The organism is Allobosea lathyri (assembly GCF_900108245.1).
In the GTDB taxonomy this organism is placed as follows: Bacteria; Pseudomonadota; Alphaproteobacteria; order Rhizobiales; family Beijerinckiaceae; genus Allobosea; species Allobosea lathyri.
Genome location: NZ_FNUY01000015.1, coordinates 25857 through 43969 on the forward strand (window position 1 = coordinate 25857; position 18113 = coordinate 43969).

General features: G+C 63.4%; 14 protein-coding genes. 5 read left to right on the top strand and 9 right to left on the bottom strand.

The window, feature by feature from the left end; all coding sequences use genetic code 11:
• Positions 1 to 232 precede the first annotated feature (232 nt).
• The gene (gene gyrA, locus C4S73_RS24850) at positions 233 to 3007 is read left to right on the top strand and encodes a DNA gyrase subunit A (protein ID WP_103875283.1); all 2775 of its coding nucleotides are present in this window, start codon (positions 233 to 235) and stop codon (positions 3005 to 3007) included.
• A gap of 220 nt (positions 3008 to 3227) precedes the next feature.
• On the opposite strand, the gene C4S73_RS24855 is transcribed toward gyrA, so the two are convergent.
• Positions 3228 to 4343, bottom strand: a complete 1116-nt coding sequence (locus C4S73_RS24855; protein ID WP_103875284.1) for a M20 family metallopeptidase — start codon at positions 4341 to 4343, stop codon at positions 3228 to 3230.
• 186 nt (positions 4344 to 4529) lie between these two features.
• Here C4S73_RS24855 and C4S73_RS24865 point away from each other — a divergent pair, with 186 nt between their 5' ends.
• On the top strand, positions 4530 to 5006 hold the full coding sequence (locus tag C4S73_RS24865; RefSeq protein ID WP_103875286.1) for a VOC family protein: 477 nt from the start codon (positions 4530 to 4532) through the stop codon (positions 5004 to 5006).
• A 172-nt stretch (positions 5007 to 5178) separates the two neighbouring features.
• Here the strand turns inward: C4S73_RS24865 and ssb are convergent, their stop codons facing one another.
• From ssb to C4S73_RS24890, 5 genes are all read right to left on the bottom strand, one after another.
• A complete protein-coding gene (ssb, locus tag C4S73_RS24870; RefSeq protein ID WP_103875334.1) occupies positions 5179 to 5715 on the bottom strand; it encodes a single-stranded DNA-binding protein in 537 nt (178 codons plus the stop codon).
• A 221-nt stretch (positions 5716 to 5936) separates the two neighbouring features.
• A complete protein-coding gene (locus C4S73_RS24875) occupies positions 5937 to 6518 on the bottom strand; it encodes a biotin transporter BioY (protein ID WP_103875335.1) in 582 nt (193 codons plus the stop codon).
• Between the two features lie 142 nt (positions 6519 to 6660).
• Complete coding sequence (locus C4S73_RS24880; protein WP_103875287.1) at positions 6661 to 7329, bottom strand: GntR family transcriptional regulator; 669 nt, start codon at positions 7327 to 7329, stop codon at positions 6661 to 6663.
• A gap of 118 nt (positions 7330 to 7447) precedes the next feature.
• Positions 7448 to 8311, bottom strand: a complete 864-nt coding sequence (locus C4S73_RS24885; RefSeq protein ID WP_244595778.1) for an ABC transporter permease — start codon at positions 8309 to 8311, stop codon at positions 7448 to 7450.
• Entirely contained in the window at positions 8308 to 9318 is a 1011-nt protein-coding gene (locus tag C4S73_RS24890) for an ABC transporter substrate-binding protein (protein ID WP_103875288.1), read from the bottom strand. The genes C4S73_RS24885 and C4S73_RS24890 overlap by 4 nt, the downstream gene beginning before the upstream one ends.
• A gap of 598 nt (positions 9319 to 9916) precedes the next feature.
• On the opposite strand from C4S73_RS24890, the gene uvrA reads away from it, so the two are divergent.
• Positions 9917 to 12838 (top strand): excinuclease ABC subunit UvrA, encoded by a 2922-nt coding sequence (gene uvrA, locus C4S73_RS24895; protein ID WP_244595786.1) that lies wholly within the window; start codon positions 9917 to 9919, stop codon positions 12836 to 12838.
• A 134-nt stretch (positions 12839 to 12972) separates the two neighbouring features.
• On the opposite strand, the gene C4S73_RS24900 is transcribed toward uvrA, so the two are convergent.
• The 3 genes from C4S73_RS24900 to C4S73_RS24910 form a co-directional block, all read right to left on the bottom strand.
• Positions 12973 to 14082, bottom strand: coding sequence for a beta family protein (locus C4S73_RS24900; protein ID WP_103875289.1), 1110 nt, complete (start codon positions 14080 to 14082; stop codon positions 12973 to 12975).
• 10 nt (positions 14083 to 14092) lie between these two features.
• A complete protein-coding gene (locus tag C4S73_RS24905) occupies positions 14093 to 15367 on the bottom strand; it encodes an XRE family transcriptional regulator (protein ID WP_103875290.1) in 1275 nt (424 codons plus the stop codon).
• Positions 15368 to 15646: 279 nt separating this feature from the next.
• Entirely contained in the window at positions 15647 to 15997 is a 351-nt protein-coding gene (locus tag C4S73_RS24910; RefSeq protein WP_103875338.1) for an AraC family ligand binding domain-containing protein, read from the bottom strand.
• A 921-nt stretch (positions 15998 to 16918) separates the two neighbouring features.
• Between C4S73_RS24910 and C4S73_RS24915 the strand changes: the two genes are divergently transcribed.
• The gene (locus C4S73_RS24915) at positions 16919 to 17260 is read left to right on the top strand and encodes a hypothetical protein (protein ID WP_103875291.1); all 342 of its coding nucleotides are present in this window, start codon (positions 16919 to 16921) and stop codon (positions 17258 to 17260) included.
• A gap of 30 nt (positions 17261 to 17290) precedes the next feature.
• Positions 17291 to 18112, top strand: coding sequence for an arylamine N-acetyltransferase family protein (locus C4S73_RS24920; RefSeq protein WP_103875292.1), 822 nt, complete (start codon positions 17291 to 17293; stop codon positions 18110 to 18112).
• Position 18113: the final 1 nt, after the last annotated feature.

The following is an 18113-nucleotide window of genomic DNA, read 5'->3' on the forward strand; positions in this document are numbered from 1 at the left end:
CCGATGGATTCCGGGTCTCCGCTTCGCTCCACCCGGAATGACGACGACGATGATTGTGGCGACCAGGTGGCGGGGCACGGGCCGACACCGCGCAGCATGCTGACATCGCCACGCAAGCCATTGATATCGCTAGGCTTTAATTTCACGGGAGAAACGACCGTTTCGCTGGCCTAAAGCCCCGGAATCGGATAGCCAGAAGGTTGAAAAATCGACCAAAAACGGGACTTATCCCTTGAGCGAAGACGACGACAGCAAGCGCCCTGACGAGCCGCATTTCGGCGGCGACATCAAGCCGATCGCGATCACCGACGAGATGAAGAAGAGCTATCTCGATTACGCCATGAGCGTGATCGTGAGCCGCGCTCTGCCCGACGTCCGCGACGGCCTGAAGCCCGTGCACCGGCGCATCCTGTTCTCGATGCACGAGAACAAGAACACACCCGACCGGCCCTACACGAAATGCGCCCGTATCGTCGGCGACACGATGGGTCGCTATCACCCGCACGGCAATCTCGCGGTCTATGATGCGCTGGTGCGCATGGCGCAGGATTTCTCGCTGCGCCTGCCGCTGGTCGACGGCCAGGGCAATTTCGGCTCGATGGACGGCGATTCGGCCGCGGCCGATCGCTACACCGAGGCCCGCCTCGAAAAATCGGCGATGGCCCTGCTGGAGGATCTCGACCTCGACACCGTCGAGTTCCAGCCGAACTATGACGGCAAGGAGCGCGAGCCGAAGGTTCTGCCGGCGCGCTTCCCCAACCTCCTGGTCAACGGCGCCGGCGGCATCGCGGTCGGCATGGCCACCAACATCCCGCCGCATAATCTCGGCGAGGTCATCGACGCCTGTATCGCGCTGATCGACAATCCCGAGATCTCGATCGACGAACTGATCGAGATCGTGCCGGGTCCCGATTTCCCGACCGGCGCCTCGATCATGGGCCGCAGCGGCATCCATTCCGCCTATCACACCGGCCGCGGCTCGATCGTGATGCGGTCGAAGACGCATATCGAGGAGATGCGCAAGGAACGCGAGGCGATCATCGTCACCGAGGTTCCCTACCAGGTGAACAAGGCCTCGATGGTCGAGAAGATCGCCGACATGGTGCGCGAGAAGCGCATCGAGGGCATTTCCGATCTGCGCGACGAATCCAGCCGCGAGGGCGTGCGCGTCGTCATCGAGATCAAGCGCGATGCGCTGGCCGATGTCGTGCTGAACCAGCTCTATCGCTTCACGCAATTGCAGACCTCGTTCGGCGCCAACATGGTCGCGCTGACCGGCGGCCGGCCCGAGGTTCTGAACCTCAAGGACTTCATCTCCGCCTTTGTCGAGTTCCGCGAGGAGGTCGTCTCCCGGCGCACGCGCTTCCTGCTCAACAAGGCCCGCGAGCGCGCCCATGTGCTGTGCGGCCTTGCGACCGCGGTTGCCAATATCGACGAGGTCATCCGCCTGATCCGGACGGCGCCGACCCCGGCCGCCGCCCACGCCTCGCTGATGGAACGCAACTGGCCGGCCGAGGATATCGCGCCGCTGATCGCGCTGGTCGACGATCCGCGCCATCCGATGAATGCCGATGGCACCTACAAGCTGTCGGACGCCCAGGCCCGGGCGATCCTCGAGCTGCGCCTCGCCCGCCTGACCGCTCTCGGCCGCGACGAGATCGGCGAGGAACTGGCCAAGCTCGCCACCGAGATCGCCGACTATCTCGACATCCTGCGTTCGCGCATCCGCATCCAGACGATCATCAAGAACGAGCTGGCCGAGGTGAAGGCCGCCTTCGCCACGCCGCGCCGCACGGTGATCCAGGATTGGGGTTCCGACCTCGACGACGAGGATCTGATCGCCCGCGAGGACATGGTCGTGACCGTGTCCCATGCCGGCTACATCAAGCGCGTGCCGCTCTCGACCTATCGCGCGCAGAAGCGCGGCGGCAAGGGCCGCTCCGGCATGGCGACGCGCGACGAGGATTTCGTCGCAAGGCTCTTCGTCGCCAGCACGCATACGCCGGTGCTGTTCTTCTCTTCGCTGGGTCAGGTCTACAAGGAAAAGGTCTGGCGCCTGCCGCTGGCAGCGCCGAACGCGCGCGGCAAGGCCCTGGTCAACATGCTGCCGCTCGAAAGCAACGAGCGGATCACCACGATCATGCCGCTGCCGGAGGATGAGGAGAGCTGGGAGAAGCTCGACGTGATGTTCGCCACCGCCTCGGGCGGCGTGCGTCGCAACAAGCTGTCGGACTTCGTCAACGTCAACCGCGCCGGCAAGATCGCGATGAAGCTCGACGAGGGCGACGCCATCGTCGACGTGCAGATCTGCACCGAGGATAACGACGTGCTGCTGACCACAGCGCTCGGCCAGTGCATCCGCTTCCCGGTCCCGGAGGTGCGCGTCTTCAAGGGCCGCGATTCGACCGGCGTGCGCGGCATCACCCTGGCCAAGGGCGACATCATCATCTCGATGGCGATCCTGCGCCATGTCGAGGCGGACGGCGACACCCGCCAGGCCTATCTCAAGCTGCGCCGCGCCATTGCCGGTGAAGTCGGCGAGGAGACCGGTGGGAGCGATGTCGAGGAGGCCGCCGGCAATGCCGAGATCAGCCAGCAGCGCTATGTCGAATTGTCGGAGGCCGAGGAGGTCATCCTCACCATCTCCGAGAATGGCTTCGGCAAGCGCACCTCAGCCTATGAGTACCGGATCACCGGACGTGGCGGCAAAGGCATCGTCGCGATGGCGACGACCGAGCGCAACGGCAAGCTGATCGCCTCCTTCCCCGTGGAGGAGACCGACCAGATCATGCTCGTCACCGATGGTGGCCAGTTGATCCGCTGCCCGGTCGACCAGATCGGCGTCAAGGGTCGTTCCACCCAGGGCGTCACCATCTTCGACACCGCCAAGGACGAGAAGGTCGTGTCGGTCGAGCGCGTCAGCGACGATGGCGGCGATGAGGGCGAAGCGGATGGCGAAGCCGATGCCGGCCCCGCAGCCGAGACCGGAGAGCCCAGCGGCGAGTGATCGCCGCCGGCGCCTTGGTCGGGCTCGTCCCGACCATCGTCGTCGATTGCTGACGAATGAAGGCGTCATCCCGGGCGCAGCGAAGCGCAGACCCGGGATCCATTCCGGAGCCTTTGCTTTAAAACGCTCTGGAATGGATCCCGGATCGGCGCGGCTGCGCCGCTTGTCCGGGATGACTCTGCTGGGAAAAAGCGGAGGTGTGGAATAGTGGTGCGGCCACTCAAACCGTCTCCAGCAACCCCTTGATCAAGGCCTGACGCGGGGCGATCGATGAGATCAGGGCGTATTCCTTGAGCGTATGGGCGCCGTCTCCATCGATGCCGAGGCCATCGAGCGTCGGTATGCCGAGCGCGGCGGTGAAATTCCCGTCCGAGCCACCGCCGGTCATCGGGCAATCCTGCAGATCGAAACCGATACCCGCCGCGATCGCGCGCGCTGTCTCGAACAGCCCGGCAACCGCCATGGATTTCTCGTAGGGCGGCCGGTTCATCCCGCCGCTGATCTTGATCGTGACATCGGGATCATGCGGCTTCAGGCCGAGAATGCGGCTCTCCATCATCTGCCCATCGACCAGGCTGGTGACACGGCAATCGACGCTGAACCAGGCATGCTGAGGAATGACATTGGCGGCGGTCCCGCCCCCGACCAGCGCCACGCTGGTGGTGATGCCACGCGCATAATCGGTCATTGCCTCGATCGCGAGGATCTGGTGCGCCGCCTCGCGGATGGCACTGCGCCCATCGGCATGGCGAGAGCCCGAATGGGCTGGCCGCCCCTCGAGCTTGACCTCGAAACGCCCGACACCCTTGCGCGCGGTCACGATCTTGCCGCCCTCGCGCGCCGGCTCCGTGACCAGCACTGCAACGGAAGCGCGGCCGATATCCTCGATCACGCCGCGTGTGGTCGGCGAGCCGATCTCTTCATCCGGCGTGAACAGGAACACCATCGGCCGCTTGGCCGAACCGGCCTTGGCGACCTGTTTGAAGGCCTGCAGCGCCAGCCAGGCCCCGCCCTTCATGTCGTAGACGCCCGGGCCATAGAGCCGGTCGCCCTCGATGCGCACCGGCAAATCCTTGGCGCTGGTGCCGACGGGGTGCACAGTGTCGAGATGCGACATCACCGCGACCGCAGGCTCGCCATTGTCGAGCCCGGCCCGCAGGATCAGGCTGTCGCCCAAACCGTCGCGCCCCGGCAGGCGCTCGACCGCGATCGGCAGGCCTTCGACCTCCTTGGTGACGAGATCCATCATCCCGTTCACGCCGGGAAGATGGTGAGTGGGGCTTTCCAGCGCGAGCCAGACAGACAGGGCGGAGACGTTGGGATCGACGATGCTCATGACGCAACCTTCGCCAAGAAGCGTGGCTGGAGCAAGGACGCCTGGCAGGCGGGCAGGCCTGCCCGGGCCGCATGGCTCCGCCCCTGCCCCTCAGTGCTTGACAGGGCCGGCACAATACATAACCATTCGGTTATATATAGCACCGCAACCGACGCGCCATTCACCAGCCCGGCAAGGAGGACAATCATGCACGTCCAGAAGATCACGCCGTTCCTGTGGTTCGACAACCAGGCGGAAGAAGCGATCGCCTTCTACCTTTCGGTTTTCAAGACCGCCAAGCCCGGCCCGGTCATGCGCTGCGGCGATGCCGGGCCCGGCCCCAAGGGCAGCGTGCTATGCGCGTCCTTCGAGCTGGAAGGCCTACAGATCACCGCCATGAATGGCGGACCGCATTTCAAGTTCACCGAAGCCATCTCGCTCCTCATCCACTGCGGTTCGCAAGAGGAGGTCGACTATTTCTGGGAGAAGCTCAGCGAAGGCAGTCAAACCAGCCAATGCGGCTGGCTCAAGGACAAATACGGCCTGTCCTGGCAGGTCACGCCGGACCGGCTGCTGGAGCTCAATATGGATCCTGACCCTGCCAAGGCCGGCCGCGTCATGCAGGCGATGATGCAGATGACCAAGATCGACATCGCCGCGCTGGAACGCGCGGCAGCGGGGTGAGCGGGGTTTGAAATGCGCAGCCATGTCGGGGAAAGGCACCGTCATCCCGGACGCAGCCATCCCGGACGCAGCGCAGCGGAGCTCCGGGATCCATCGTAGAGCTCCGGCGCCTTACGATGGATCCCGGGGCAAGCCCGGGATGACGGTGTGTTTCAGAGTGAAATCAGACGCTCTAGAACGGAATGTCGTCGTCGAGATGGGTCGAGGACGACCGGCCGCCGCCGCTCGACATGGCCGGCTGCGGCTGGCGCGAACCGCCGCCACCACCCATCGGGCTCTGCCGGCCGAAGGAGCTGCCGCCTGAGCGATCCTCCATGGCGCCGCCGCCCTCGCCATATTCGTCGGAACCGCCCTGCCCGCGGCTGTCGAGAATAGTCAGTTCACCACGGAAACGCTGCAGCACGATCTCGGTCGTGTATTTCTCCACGCCGGACTGATCCTGCCATTTCCGTGTCTGGAGCTGGCCCTCGATATAAATCTTCGAGCCCTTCTTCAGATATTGCTCGGCGACCTTGGCGAGGTTCTCGTTGAAGATCACCACCGAATGCCACTCGGTGCGCTCCTTCTTCTCGCCCGACTGCTTGTCGCGCCAGGTTTCGGAGGTGGCGATGCGCAGATTGACGACCGGCTCGCCGCTACCGAGACGCCGTACCTCGGGATCGCGGCCGAGATTGCCGACCAGAATGACCTTGTTGACGCTACCAGCCATGAGAGGCTCCATTTCCTGCGCACATCGAAACCGGCTTGAAACCGGAGCCGGACCCTACCGATCCGTAACGCCACTATCAATGATGTTCTTGCTTTGTTCAAGAGGCTTCAGCAAGGTTGTCCCCGGAAATATGATTCGCTTCGCGGCATGATCGTTGCCGCGATCCAATGCCCCGCCTCATCCCGGCGCTCCAGCCGGGATGAGGCGGGTTCGATAAAACTTTAGCCCTCGGAGCTCGCCCGACCGCGCGCCCAGAGCGTGAGCGTCGCGGCCCCGAGCGCCGATTTGACGATCGCGCCGAGCAGGAATGGCAGCACGCCAACCGCGATCGCCTTCTCCGCCCCGACGATCAGGCTGAGCCAGCCCGCGCCGAGCGCGAGGCAAAGCGCATTGCCCAGCAGCATGGCGATGAAGGCGAAGCCGACCCGATGGCCGTTCCAGCCGCGCTCGGCAAGCCAGCCGGTGAGAGCCCCGGCGAAGGGGAAGGCAAGCAGGTAACCGCCGGTCGGACCGGCAAAATAGGCGATTCCACCAGTGCCGCCCGCCAGCACGGGCAGGCCCATCGCGCCCTGAAGCAGCCAGGCGAGGATCGTGATGGCGCCGAGCCGCCAGCCATAGAGCGCGCCGACCAGGGTCACGGCAAAAGTCTGCATCGTCATCGGAACCGGCAGCATCGGCACCTTGATATGGGACGACAGCGCCAGCAACACGCTGCCGACGAGAACTGCCGCGATCTGCCAGCGCAGCGAACGGCTCTGCGGATGCAGGGGGCTGAAGGTGGGGTGAAGCGCGATATCCGTCATGGGGAACTCCTGCAGGGCCACGATCAAATTATAGATAATTTAGATCGCCGATCTATTATTGAGTCCACGATTCCGCGGCGATGGCAAGTCTGATCGATAGCAAGTCTGCTCGAGAGCAGCTCCGATCGATGGCTCGGCCCGGCTAACCCACGATCGCGAAGGCATCGCGCATAGCGCCCGATGCCGTCCGCACCGGCCGCTCGCCAATCCAGCGGACATGCCGGGCCAGCGTGGAGACCGCGGTTTCGAGCTGCCCCTGCCGCAGCGCGGTCAGGATCGCGCGGTGGTCATGGTCCGTCCGCGTTTCCCATTCCGAGCGCCAGGCGGAGAACAGAAAGCGCGCGCTGGCCGCGTGCAGATCGTCGATGGCGCTGAGCAGTCGCGGCATGCCGCATGGCGTCACGATGAGGCGGTGGAAGCCGCGATTGGCCTCTTCCCAGGACCGGACATCGCTGGATCCGTCACAAGCCCGGGACGCATCCTCGGCCTGGTCGAGAATGGCGGATGTCAGATGCGGCGCAGCGTGGCGAAGTGCCAATACCTCCAAAGCCGCCCGCATCTCCGCGACCTCCCTCACCTCGCTGAGATCGAAAGCCGCGACCCGCACGCCTCGGCGCGGCTCGCTGATCGCCAAACCCTGAGCCTCGAGACGGCGGAACGCCTCGCGCACCGGCACATGGCTGGTGGCGAACTCCTCGGCGATATGGTCCTGCCGCAGCCGCGCGCCGGGCTCGATCGCGCCGGCTATGATCCGCTCTGCCAGGATCTTGCAGATCCGGACCGCGATGGTGTCGTCTGTGCTCTTCGCCATATTTTATAGATAATTCGCAGGCGAGGCGCTGTCGAGCCAACTTCCCTGACCATTTCCGGACCCGGACCCACAGGTGTCTTCATGCCCGGTCTTCATGCCCGGTCTTCATGCCCGGTCTTCATGTCCTCGGCGGCCCCGCCCGAAAGCCTGCCTGGGCCAGCCTGTCCAGCAGCACCGCCAGCAGCACGATCGCCAGCCCGCCGACGAAACCAAGACCGGGATCGGCCCGCTGCAGGCCGAGCAGGACGATTTCACCCAGGCCCTTCGCCCCGATCATCGAAGCGACCACCACCATCGCCAGCGCCATCATGATCGACTGGTTGAGCCCCTGCAGGATCATCGGTCGCGCCAGCGGCAGCTCGACCAGCCGCAGGGTCTGGCGGCTGGACAGGCCAAGCGCACGGGCCGCCTCGACCGGGCCGAGCTCGACCTCGCGCAAGCCCAGCTCCGTCAGCCGCGCGAAGGGCGGGAGCGCATAGATCAGCGTGGCGACGAGCGCAGGCGCCCGGCCAAGCCCGAGCACCATCGCGACCGGGATCAGGTAGACGAAGCTCGGAACCGTCTGCATCAGATCGTAAAGCGGCGTCGTCAGGCGTGACAGGCGCGGCAGCCTGGCCGAGGCAATGCCGAGCGGCAGCCCGATCACGACGATCATCACCACCGCAACCGCGATCAGCGACAAGGACTGCATCGCCGCCTGCCAGACCCCCAGCAAGGCCAACGCCAGCGCCAGCCCGGCCATCGCCAGCACGAAAGACAGCCTGCGCGATGCAAACCAGGCGGCGATGGCGACGATCAGGATGCCCGCCTCCGGCGGCACACGCATCAGCGCGGCTTCGACGAGCCGCGCCGGTGCCGTCAATGCACTGGCGAAGCTGTCGAGATGATCGCCGAGACCGACGACCAGCGCATCGACGAGACGGTTGACCGCGCCCTGCAGGCTCTTGCCGAGATCGGGTAGCAACGCCTGCGGTCCGCTCACAGACCGGCCTGAACCTTTGCGGCGATGTCGGCGGGGACCCAACCCTTCCAGTCATCCGGCCGGGCCTTCAGGAACCGCTTGGCCTGTTCTTCCGGCGTGATGCCGTTGGTGCGCGCCTCCGCCAGCATCTGCGAGGTCAGGGCGCTCGTCAGCCCATAGCTCTTGAAGAAGGCAGCGAGTTGCGGCGACTCCTGCGTGAAGGCGAGATTGGCGCCGATTACGACGCGGCTGACAGGGTATGCGGTGGCTTGTTTCGGCGCGTCGCTGGCCTTGAGATCGGCCCAGATCGCCGGATCGAAGGCCGGCTCCTGCAGCTTGACGAGATCATAGGCCCCGACCAGCCAACTCGGGCTCCAATAGTAGAACACCACCGGCCGCTTGCGCTTCAGCGCCGACTCGACAGCCGCGACGAGCGCCTCGCCGGAACCGCCGCGCGTATTGGTGAAATCGTCAGCCAGCCCGTAGACGCCGAGCTTCTTGGTGTTGATGCCTTCGCAGACCCAGCCGGCGACGCAATTGTAGAACCGCCCCTTGTTGGGCTCTTCCTGATCGGTAAACAGCGCCTTGTAGCGCTTCAGATCGGTGACGGATTTCAAATCCGCGGCCTTGGCGTCGGCGCCCTCGACGAGGTAGCGCGGCACGTACCAGCCCTCATTGGCGTCGGGGAACGTCGTGCCCAGCGGCGTCACCTTCCCGGCCGCCTCCGCCTTGCTCCAGGCCTCGACCGGATTGGCCAGCCAGATCTCCATGACGATGTCGACATCGCCGCGCGCCAGCCCGTTCACCAGCGGCGCGATCGCGCCTGGAACGCGCTCGACCTGACAACCGAAGCCGCGTTCCACGATGGTCTGCGCGACCGCCGCATGGAAGGCGGCGGAATCATAGTCGAGCCCCGCGATCTTGAGCGGGCGCTTCAGGTCGCAGGCGCTGGCGGGAGACGCCAGAATGCCCAGCAAGCCGGCAAGCGCCACAGCGCCGGCGGGGCGCAGTGCAACTGTCACGGTCATTGGAACGCTCCCCTTGGTCGGTGACGATATCGGCAAGCCAGGACGCCTTACGAGGACACCATACGAGGCCACCATAATCGCCAAACCCTGCGCGCATAACGCCTTGCACGGCGAATTGATCCTTGGCGGAATCATGCCCGCCAATCGCATGTCGCGTCGGTCTCCACGCCGGCAGCCTGCCGAGGCCGGGCATGCCGAACCTGGCCTGCGATCCCGACGGCGGGAGAAGGCATGCTGCGTCCTGACACCTCCTGTCAGGAGAATTCACCGCTGGCGCCCCACGCATGATAATCATGCCGGCCAGACCGGCCGATGGGCTGGCATGGCCGGTCTTTTGCCCTATCTCTACGCCTTCACCCGACCGAGCCTGATGCCGAGACGCGCGAAGCGGCTTTCGGTGGATGTCAGGCTCGAACTTTTCAACCGATCTCATCTCCGGCTGGGATCGAGGAACGCCCCGATGGCTCGCAAGACCTCCGAAGCTGGCAAGACCTCTGTGATTGGCAAGACCTCTGTGATTGGCAAGAGCGCTGTGACTGGCAAGGCTTCCATGAGTGGCAAGGCCTCGCTCGCCGACCAGGCCGCCACGCTGGAGGACATGTTCGACCGCAACCGCGCGGTCGACCCGAACGCACGCGTGATTTCCGTGCGCGGTGCCCGCGAGCACAATCTCAAGAACATCGACCTCGCCATTCCCCGCGACAAGCTCGTGGTCTTCACCGGCCTGTCGGGCTCGGGCAAATCCTCGCTGGCCTTCGACACGATCTATGCCGAGGGCCAGCGCCGCTATGTCGAGAGCCTCTCGGCCTATGCGCGCCAGTTCCTCGAAATGATGCAGAAGCCCGATGTCGACCAGATCGACGGGCTCTCGCCGGCGATCTCGATCGAGCAGAAGACGACCTCGAAGAATCCGCGCTCGACGGTCGGCACGGTCACCGAGATTCACGACTATATGCGCCTGCTCTGGGCCCGCGCCGGCGTGCCCTATTCGCCCGCCACAGGCCTGCCGATCGAGAGCCAGACCGTCAGCCAGATGGTCGACCGGCTCATCGAGCTGCCGGAAAAGACGCGCGGCTATCTGCTGGCGCCGGTCGTGCGCGGCCGCAAGGGCGAGTTCCGCAAGGAGATGGCCGACTGGCTGAAGCGCGGCTTCCAGCGCGTCAAGGTCAATGGCGAGTTCTACGAAATCCCCGATGCCCCGACCCTCGACAAGAAGTTCAAGCACGACATCGACGTCGTCGTCGATCGCATCGTGATCAGGCCCGATCTCGGCGCGCGGCTGGCGGATTCGCTGGAGCAGGCGCTGGAACTGGCCGACGGCATCGCCGTCTTCGAATATGCCGACGAGAAGGAAGAGAATGGCGACGCCAGGCGCGTCACCTTCTCCTCGAAATTCGCCTGCCCGGTCTCAGGCTTCACCATCCCCGAGATCGAGCCGCGCCTGTTCTCCTTCAACAACCCCTTCGGCGCCTGCCCGACCTGCGACGGTCTCGGCCATGAGATGCGCATCGATCCCGACATGATCGTACCCGACAGCGCGCTCACTCTGAAGAAAGGCGCGATCGCCCCCTGGGCCAAGTCGACCTCGCCCTATTACGGCCAGACGCTGGAATCGCTCGCCAGGCATTTCGGCTTCTCGATGACCAAGCCCTGGTCGGAACTGCCCGACAATGCCCGTATCGCCATCCTGTTCGGCACCGGCACCGAACCCGTGAAGATGGCCTATAATGACGGCCTGCGCGCCTATGAGGTGAGGAAGCCCTTCGAGGGCGTCATCACCAATATGGAGCGGCGCTGGAAGGAGACGGAATCGGACTGGGCCCGCGAGGAGATCGGCCGCTTCATGTCCGAGACGCCGTGCAAGGCCTGCGACGGCTATCGCCTCAAGCCCGAGGCGCTGGCGGTGAAGATCGCCGGCGCGCATATCGGCGAGGTCTCGAAGCTCTCGGTCAAGGATGCGCTGGCCTGGGTCACCGCCCTGCCCGGCCGCCTGTCGAAGAAGCAGAACGAGATCGCCCCGCGCATCCTCAAGGAAATCCGCGACCGGCTGACCTTCCTGCTCGATGTCGGCCTCGAATATCTCACGCTGGCGCGCGGCTCGCGCACGCTTTCGGGCGGCGAGAGCCAGCGCATCCGGCTGGCATCACAGATCGGCTCGGGGCTCACCGGCGTGCTCTATGTGCTGGACGAGCCCTCGATCGGCCTGCACCAGCGCGACAACGAGCGCCTGCTCGGCACGCTGCGCCGCCTGCGCGACCTCGGCAACACCGTCATCGTCGTCGAGCATGACGAGGACGCGATCCTGACTGCCGATTATGTCGTCGATGTCGGCCCTGGCGCCGGCATCCATGGCGGCGAGATCGTCGCCAAGGGCACGCCGCAGGACATCCTCGACGATCCCAACTCCCTGACCGGCAAATATCTCACCGGCGAGATGAGCGTCGCGGTGCCCGACAAGCGCCGCAAGGCGACCAAGGGCCGCTCGCTCAGGATCGTCGGCGCGCGCGGCAACAACCTCAAGGATGTCACGGTCGACATCCCGCTGGGGCTCTTCACCTGCATCACCGGCGTGTCGGGCGGCGGCAAGTCGACGCTGGTGATCGACACGCTCTACAAGGCGGTGGCGCGCAAGCTCAACGGCTCGATCGAACACCCGGCCCCGCATGATCGCATCGAGGGCATGGAACTGCTCGACAAGGTCATCGACATCGACCAGTCGCCGATCGGCCGCACCCCGCGCTCCAACCCCGCGACCTATACCGGCGCCTTCACGCCGATCCGCGAATGGTTCGCCGGCCTGCCCGAGGCAAAGGCGCGCGGCTATCAGGCCGGCAGGTTCAGCTTCAACGTAAAGGGAGGCCGCTGCGAGGCCTGCCAGGGCGACGGCGTCATCAAGATCGAGATGCACTTCCTGCCGGATGTCTACGTCACCTGCGACGTCTGCAAGGGCAAGCGCTATGATCGCGAAACCCTCGAGGTCAAATATCGCGACAAGTCGATCGCCGATGTGCTGGACATGTCGGTCGAGGAGGCCAAGATCCTGTTCAAGGCCGTGCCCTCGATCCGCGACAAGATGGAGACGCTGCATCGCGTCGGGCTCGACTATGTCAAGGTCGGCCAGCAAGCCACGACATTGTCAGGCGGCGAGGCCCAACGCGTAAAGCTCTCCAAGGAACTCTCCAAGCGCGCCACCGGCCGCACGCTCTATATCCTCGACGAGCCCACCACCGGCCTGCATTTCCACGACGTCGCCAAGCTCATGGAAGTGCTGCACGAGCTGGTCGACCAGGGCAATTCGGTCGTGGTGATCGAGCACAATCTCGAAGTGGTGAAGACGGCCGACTGGGTCATCGACATGGGCCCCGAAGGCGGCGACGGCGGCGGCCAGGTCGTGGCCCAGGGCACGCCGGAGGACATCGTCCGGATCGGCAAAGGCCACACCGCGCGGTTCCTCAAGGACGTGCTGGAGCGGCGGCCGATCAAGAAGGCGAAGGGGGCGGTGCGGCAGGCGGCGGAGTGAAACGTCAGCGGCATGTCACGGAGCGCAGCATTGCAATCGCAACTGGTTGACCATCATTAGCTGGCCTTCTGTCAGGCGTATCCCTGATTACTGCGCGGATGCGGACACGACTCATGCTCGCTCTTTCACGAACGTTAAGCGTCCTGATCCTCCTCAAATAAAGCAAATTGCTCTGCTGCGACAGTTGTTGGGCCATCCGAGAAGCTGACTCCCGCCATCACACCCAGGTCTCGGACAACCCGGGTCATGTGATGTATCATGTTCCACTCACGCCACATGGTCGCGTTGCCTGGACCATCCAAGCGTTGCGCCACACGATAAATTTGATGATCTGCTCGTGAGAACGCCTGCCCCGCAAACTGCCCGCTATCGATAATTCTCTGACAGACGTCCTGCATAAGGACATCGTCTTTGCCTTCGCTATCGGCTCGAACAACCAAAGTGTGTGTCGGAGTCGTATAACGAATATGCCGAATTGCACGACCGCCACCCTTACCCTTGGGAAAGACCATACCGCTGCAATCGGCGCCGAAATCTCCATAGCCTATCCGATCCGGCGAAACGTCACATTCATCGAGGGCGGCGTGAAAAACACTCCACTCGTCCCGGCTGATCAGTTCATCTCCACCATGAACAGCCGGATTCTTGGAAGGGAAGTTTGACGCTTGGAAAATGATCTTCTGCCAACGACCGACTTGGTCGGCAAGATCGAAGATTCCGGCGATTGATCCGGCAGCGATCTCGGGATCAAGGGGCGCGCCCGAAAAATCTATGAAGAGAACACACTCCTCTGCGGCAACCCTTGCCATCGCCAGCGCTTCACGAATGGCGTCTACATCGACCTCTTCATACGTAACCAAAACAGCGATTTTTAAGGCCGAGCGACACATAAACTCTTTATACAACGGGCTTCTAAGATCTGCCAACCGCGCGACCGGTACAATTTGTGGGTTTCGCCCTTGAGCGATCCTAAAAATCTTCCTTAATCCATCATCATCGAGTTGATTTGCAATAAAATTGGCATCCAAAAAAGCACGCCGAACGGGCCAGTTCTTGCCAATACGCTCACCCGTCATATATGCGATTTCATCGATAGTCGGAACGCGCTCCAGTTCGTGATCATATTCCTTTGGCGGCGGAATAACGAACCGTGGCTCGACGAACTTCTGGATGTCCGGCATCAGGTTTGCAACAGCCGAGTACTCACCCTTCTTAAAACGTAAGCCAGGACAATACGGAAGCATGAAAACCCTCCTAGAAACTGCCAATTATTGCATTACGGACTTTATTAATTCCGATATTTTGTGAAAATATCGAATAATCATCTCTTTCTTTTCTTATTCTTCCGAAAACGATCGACGGATGAATTCCTAATTCGTTCGCAAATCGTTCAACCACAGAAGGCGATTTAGCAATACGCGCAGCAGAACGACGCCAGCGCTCCTCAGGGATTAAAACATTTGACGCAAATGAATTGGCCTCTGCTTCTTGTTCGTCAACCGCCTCGGCTTCCGCCTGATCAAAAAAGCCAATGCGAAGACCAGTACGATAATGAAGGGTAGCGTGAGCTATCTCATGCAGGAGCGTAAACCAAAAGTTGTCGACCGAATCCTTCCGTATTGTCATACCTATCACGGGAATTTCCCCCTCAAGGAAGGCCGCCCCGTCGATCATAAGTCCCGGAATTTGCGGCTCGACAATGAGTATGATGCCGTGCTCAAGCATCATCTCGCGAGCGCGTTTAGGGCCATCATCGTAAACGCTCAAGCGCACTAAGTCCGGCACCCACGTAAGGGCGAGAGGATTATACTGCGGCTTAATATCTGCAATAATCTCACGAGCCCTTTTGGAAACCCGCGCACGCCAAGCGTGAAGTAAAATATCATCGCTGTGATCTCTTACGTTAAGACCCGTGCGAAGCAAAGAAGGGCTTCCAAAAGCAATTTTATTGTCAGCAATAAACCTTTTTAGTTCTGACTCATCGGCCTCGTTAGAGAACCAGCCATTATCTCGCCCATGCTTTAATACTTTTTTAATGTCAGATTTGGAAACATTCTCTATTAAGCACTCTATCCCACGAAATTCTTTTAAATCCAAGATTTCAGCACGAAGATTGACCCCAAGTAAAATCGCAATCTTAGTATAATTCTTCAAACTAATATTGCTATATCTATCCGCCTCGTACCTTTGAATTTGCTGCTCTTTTAGACCAAGCCTCCAGGCAAGCTCCTTTTGAGAGAGGCTCTTCGCTATCCTGGCAACTATTAACGTCAACCCAGGGTCGGCGCCTGCCCGTTGTCGAAGGGCATCATGATCGCCTCTATCCCTCGCAGATTCATACGCAGAGACCAATGAAGAGAGCTCTGAACGCTCAACCTTCATCGCTCGCATTACCTGGGCGGCAACCTCAGGCGGCAGACCCGCGATCATAGGCTCCAATGCGCGTGCCGACGACAACGCCGCATCGAGCGCTGAAATTTGTGCACGCGCCTCCCGAAGTTCCCGCTCATTAAGAATCATATTCAGCATCGTGCCCTCACTAGAACACAACATAATTGTTGCGTCAACGGCGCGGGCGTCTCGGCCGCGTTTGGCCAAGATAATGATTTATCCCGCCCCCCATCATCCGCCTTATCCTGCCCTCGCCCACACCCAAACGGGGCGGCCGTCCGAATGTATACTAGAGGTTGGGTGAGTGAGGGTCGGCGCCTGCGGGCAGGGGTTACGCCCCGGCCCAGCGGCTCCCTCCTCCAGCCCTCCGGACCACCTTCTCCCTCCGGAGAAGGACGAGCGCCGCGGCTCCCCCGCCTAGCCCTGCGCCTCGCGCCAATGCGGATAGGTGACATAGGCGGTCACCGCGTCCTCCTCATGCGCGCGGATCGTCACCTTTTCGCCCTTGGGCATATAGACGATCTCGCCGGGGCCGGCGGTCACCGTCCCGTCCTCCGTCGTGACGGAGAGCCGGCCTTTCAGCACGATCATGATGTCGTCGACCGCCATCGTCTCGCTCAGGCTCGATCCGGCGCCCCAGCGCCCATAGCCGATGGTGACCGGCCCGCCATGCCGCTCGTCGACGAGGTTTCCGGTGAAAATCTCGCCCTCCTGCCCGGGCGAGCGTTCCATCGACGCATCAGCAATCGCGAGTTTGCGCAGTTTCATCATCCTCTCCCTGTCCGTCCGGAGCAGCCCGGCATCCGGGCACGAACAGGAACTACGGGTTTCCCGCGCAGAGGTTCCCCATGAGGGCGGGCCCTTCCCTCCCCGTCATGGTCGGGCTTGTCCCGACCATCCACGTCTTGCGACGCTGATGGAAGACGGCCAGCCAGTGACGAAGACTGCCGCCAATCGTTCCCGCGCAAGACGTGGATGGTCGCCACAAGGGCGACCATGACGGCGAGGCGCGGGCAGGGGTGAGGTGTCGGCCGCTGGACCAGTGAGGCGAAGCCCCAATGGCCGCTGCTGTCAGGTCACGGACACGGCGTCAAAGGGCCGACACCTCACCCTGCCCTCTCCTTACAGGAGAGGGTTCCCCGCGTTGCCGGCGCCTCGACCGGACACAGGAAACTTATCCCCGCCCCCCATCACCCGCCCTATCCTGCCCTCGCCCATCACCCAAACGGGGCGGCCGTCCGGAGGTATGCTGGAGGTTGGGTGAGGGTCGGCGCCTGCGGCTGGTCTTACAAGCCAGACTCGGGAGGCTTCGGGGCACCGCCCTGGGGGTACTACGGCCCCTGTGCGAGGAGCTCGCTGGAAGGCGTGGCGGCGATGGAATGGCGTGGCGACGACGCTTCTCTCCCGTGAGGGAAAGGGGTGTCCGAACCCGCCTCTCCTGAACCGCCCTGCCCGATAAGCGCGGCCCGAGGTCAAAAATCGCCGAAGGCGGAGCGCCACGGGGCGTGCGACGGGTGGCTCAATCCCGCCGCGCCGCGTCCGGGCCTTTCGGAACGCGGATCATTCTCGCGCCTCGCGGCGCTCCGCCAGCCCCTGTCACCCCCGCCGCGCGCCAGCGTGGGCGGATCTTTCTGCGCGCCCGCTTTTCCCGAGCTAGGCGGGCTGCGCGCCCCGCTAGAGGAGCCCGCCATGGCCACGCGCGAGACATCAGCCTTCAGCGCCGAACATATCGCCAAATTCCACCGCATGCAGGCATTGCGGCCCGTCGTCCTGCATCGCATGGGCGATGTGCTCGAGGTCTGGCGCGATTGCGCGAACAAGCCCTGCCGGCGCGCCAGAAGCTGCCAGCGCAGCGACGCGACCTGCCTCTATGCCTTCATGCAGGCGCTGCCGGAGGAAGAGCACCGCCTGTTCCGCTACGCGCTGGAAAACCGCCGCGACGGCCTCGACCCCGACGAGGCGATCGAGCGGGCGCAGGCGCGCGTCGAAAGCGAGATCGCCCGCGGACTATATCAGCCCGCGCCGGGATGACGGCGCGCGGCTTCTGCGAGATAAGACAGCATGACCTCGCCGACACTCTCCCCCTCCGATCTCGCCGCCTATCTCGCCCGCATCGGCTATGACGGCCCGGTCGCGCCGACGCGCGCGGCGCTGGACCGGCTGCATCTGCTGCACCCCCAGGCCATCCCCTTCGAGAACCTGAACCCGCTCGCCGGCCTGCCCGTCAGGATCGACCTCGCCAGCGTCGTCGCAAAGCTCGTCCGCTCGAAGCGCGGCGGCTACTGCTTCGAGCACAACACCCTGTTCAGGGCGGTGCTGGAGGCGTTCGGTTTCGCGGTGGTGCCGCTGTTCGCGCGCGTGCTGATGGGCCAGCCCGAGGACATGCAGACCGCACAGACCCATAAATTGCTGCACCTAACCTGCGAAGGCGAGGATCTGATCGCCGATGTCGGCTTCGGCGGCATGACGCTGACGGGCCCGATGCGGCTCGTGCCCGGCCTCGATCAGCAGACGCCGCACGAGCCCTATCGCCTCGACCGCACCGGCGAAGACTGGTGGCTGCGCGCGCAGGTCGCCGGCGACTGGCGCCTGCTCTACCGCTTCACGCTGCGCCCGACATGGCCGGTCGACGAAGCGGTCTCCAACCACTATGTCGCGACGCACCCGGCCTCTGCCTTCACCACCACGCTGCGCGTCGCCCGCATCCTGCCCAGGGGACGGCTCGCCCTGCTGAACCGCCGCCTGACCGAGCACAGGCTGGGCGAGGCCTCGCTGGTTCAGGATATCGCGGATGACGCCGCGCTGCGGGCCGTGCTGTTGGAGCGCTTCGGCATCGAGGAGACGGACGAGGTCTGGGCGAAGGCGGCCGCCCGGATCGCCTGAT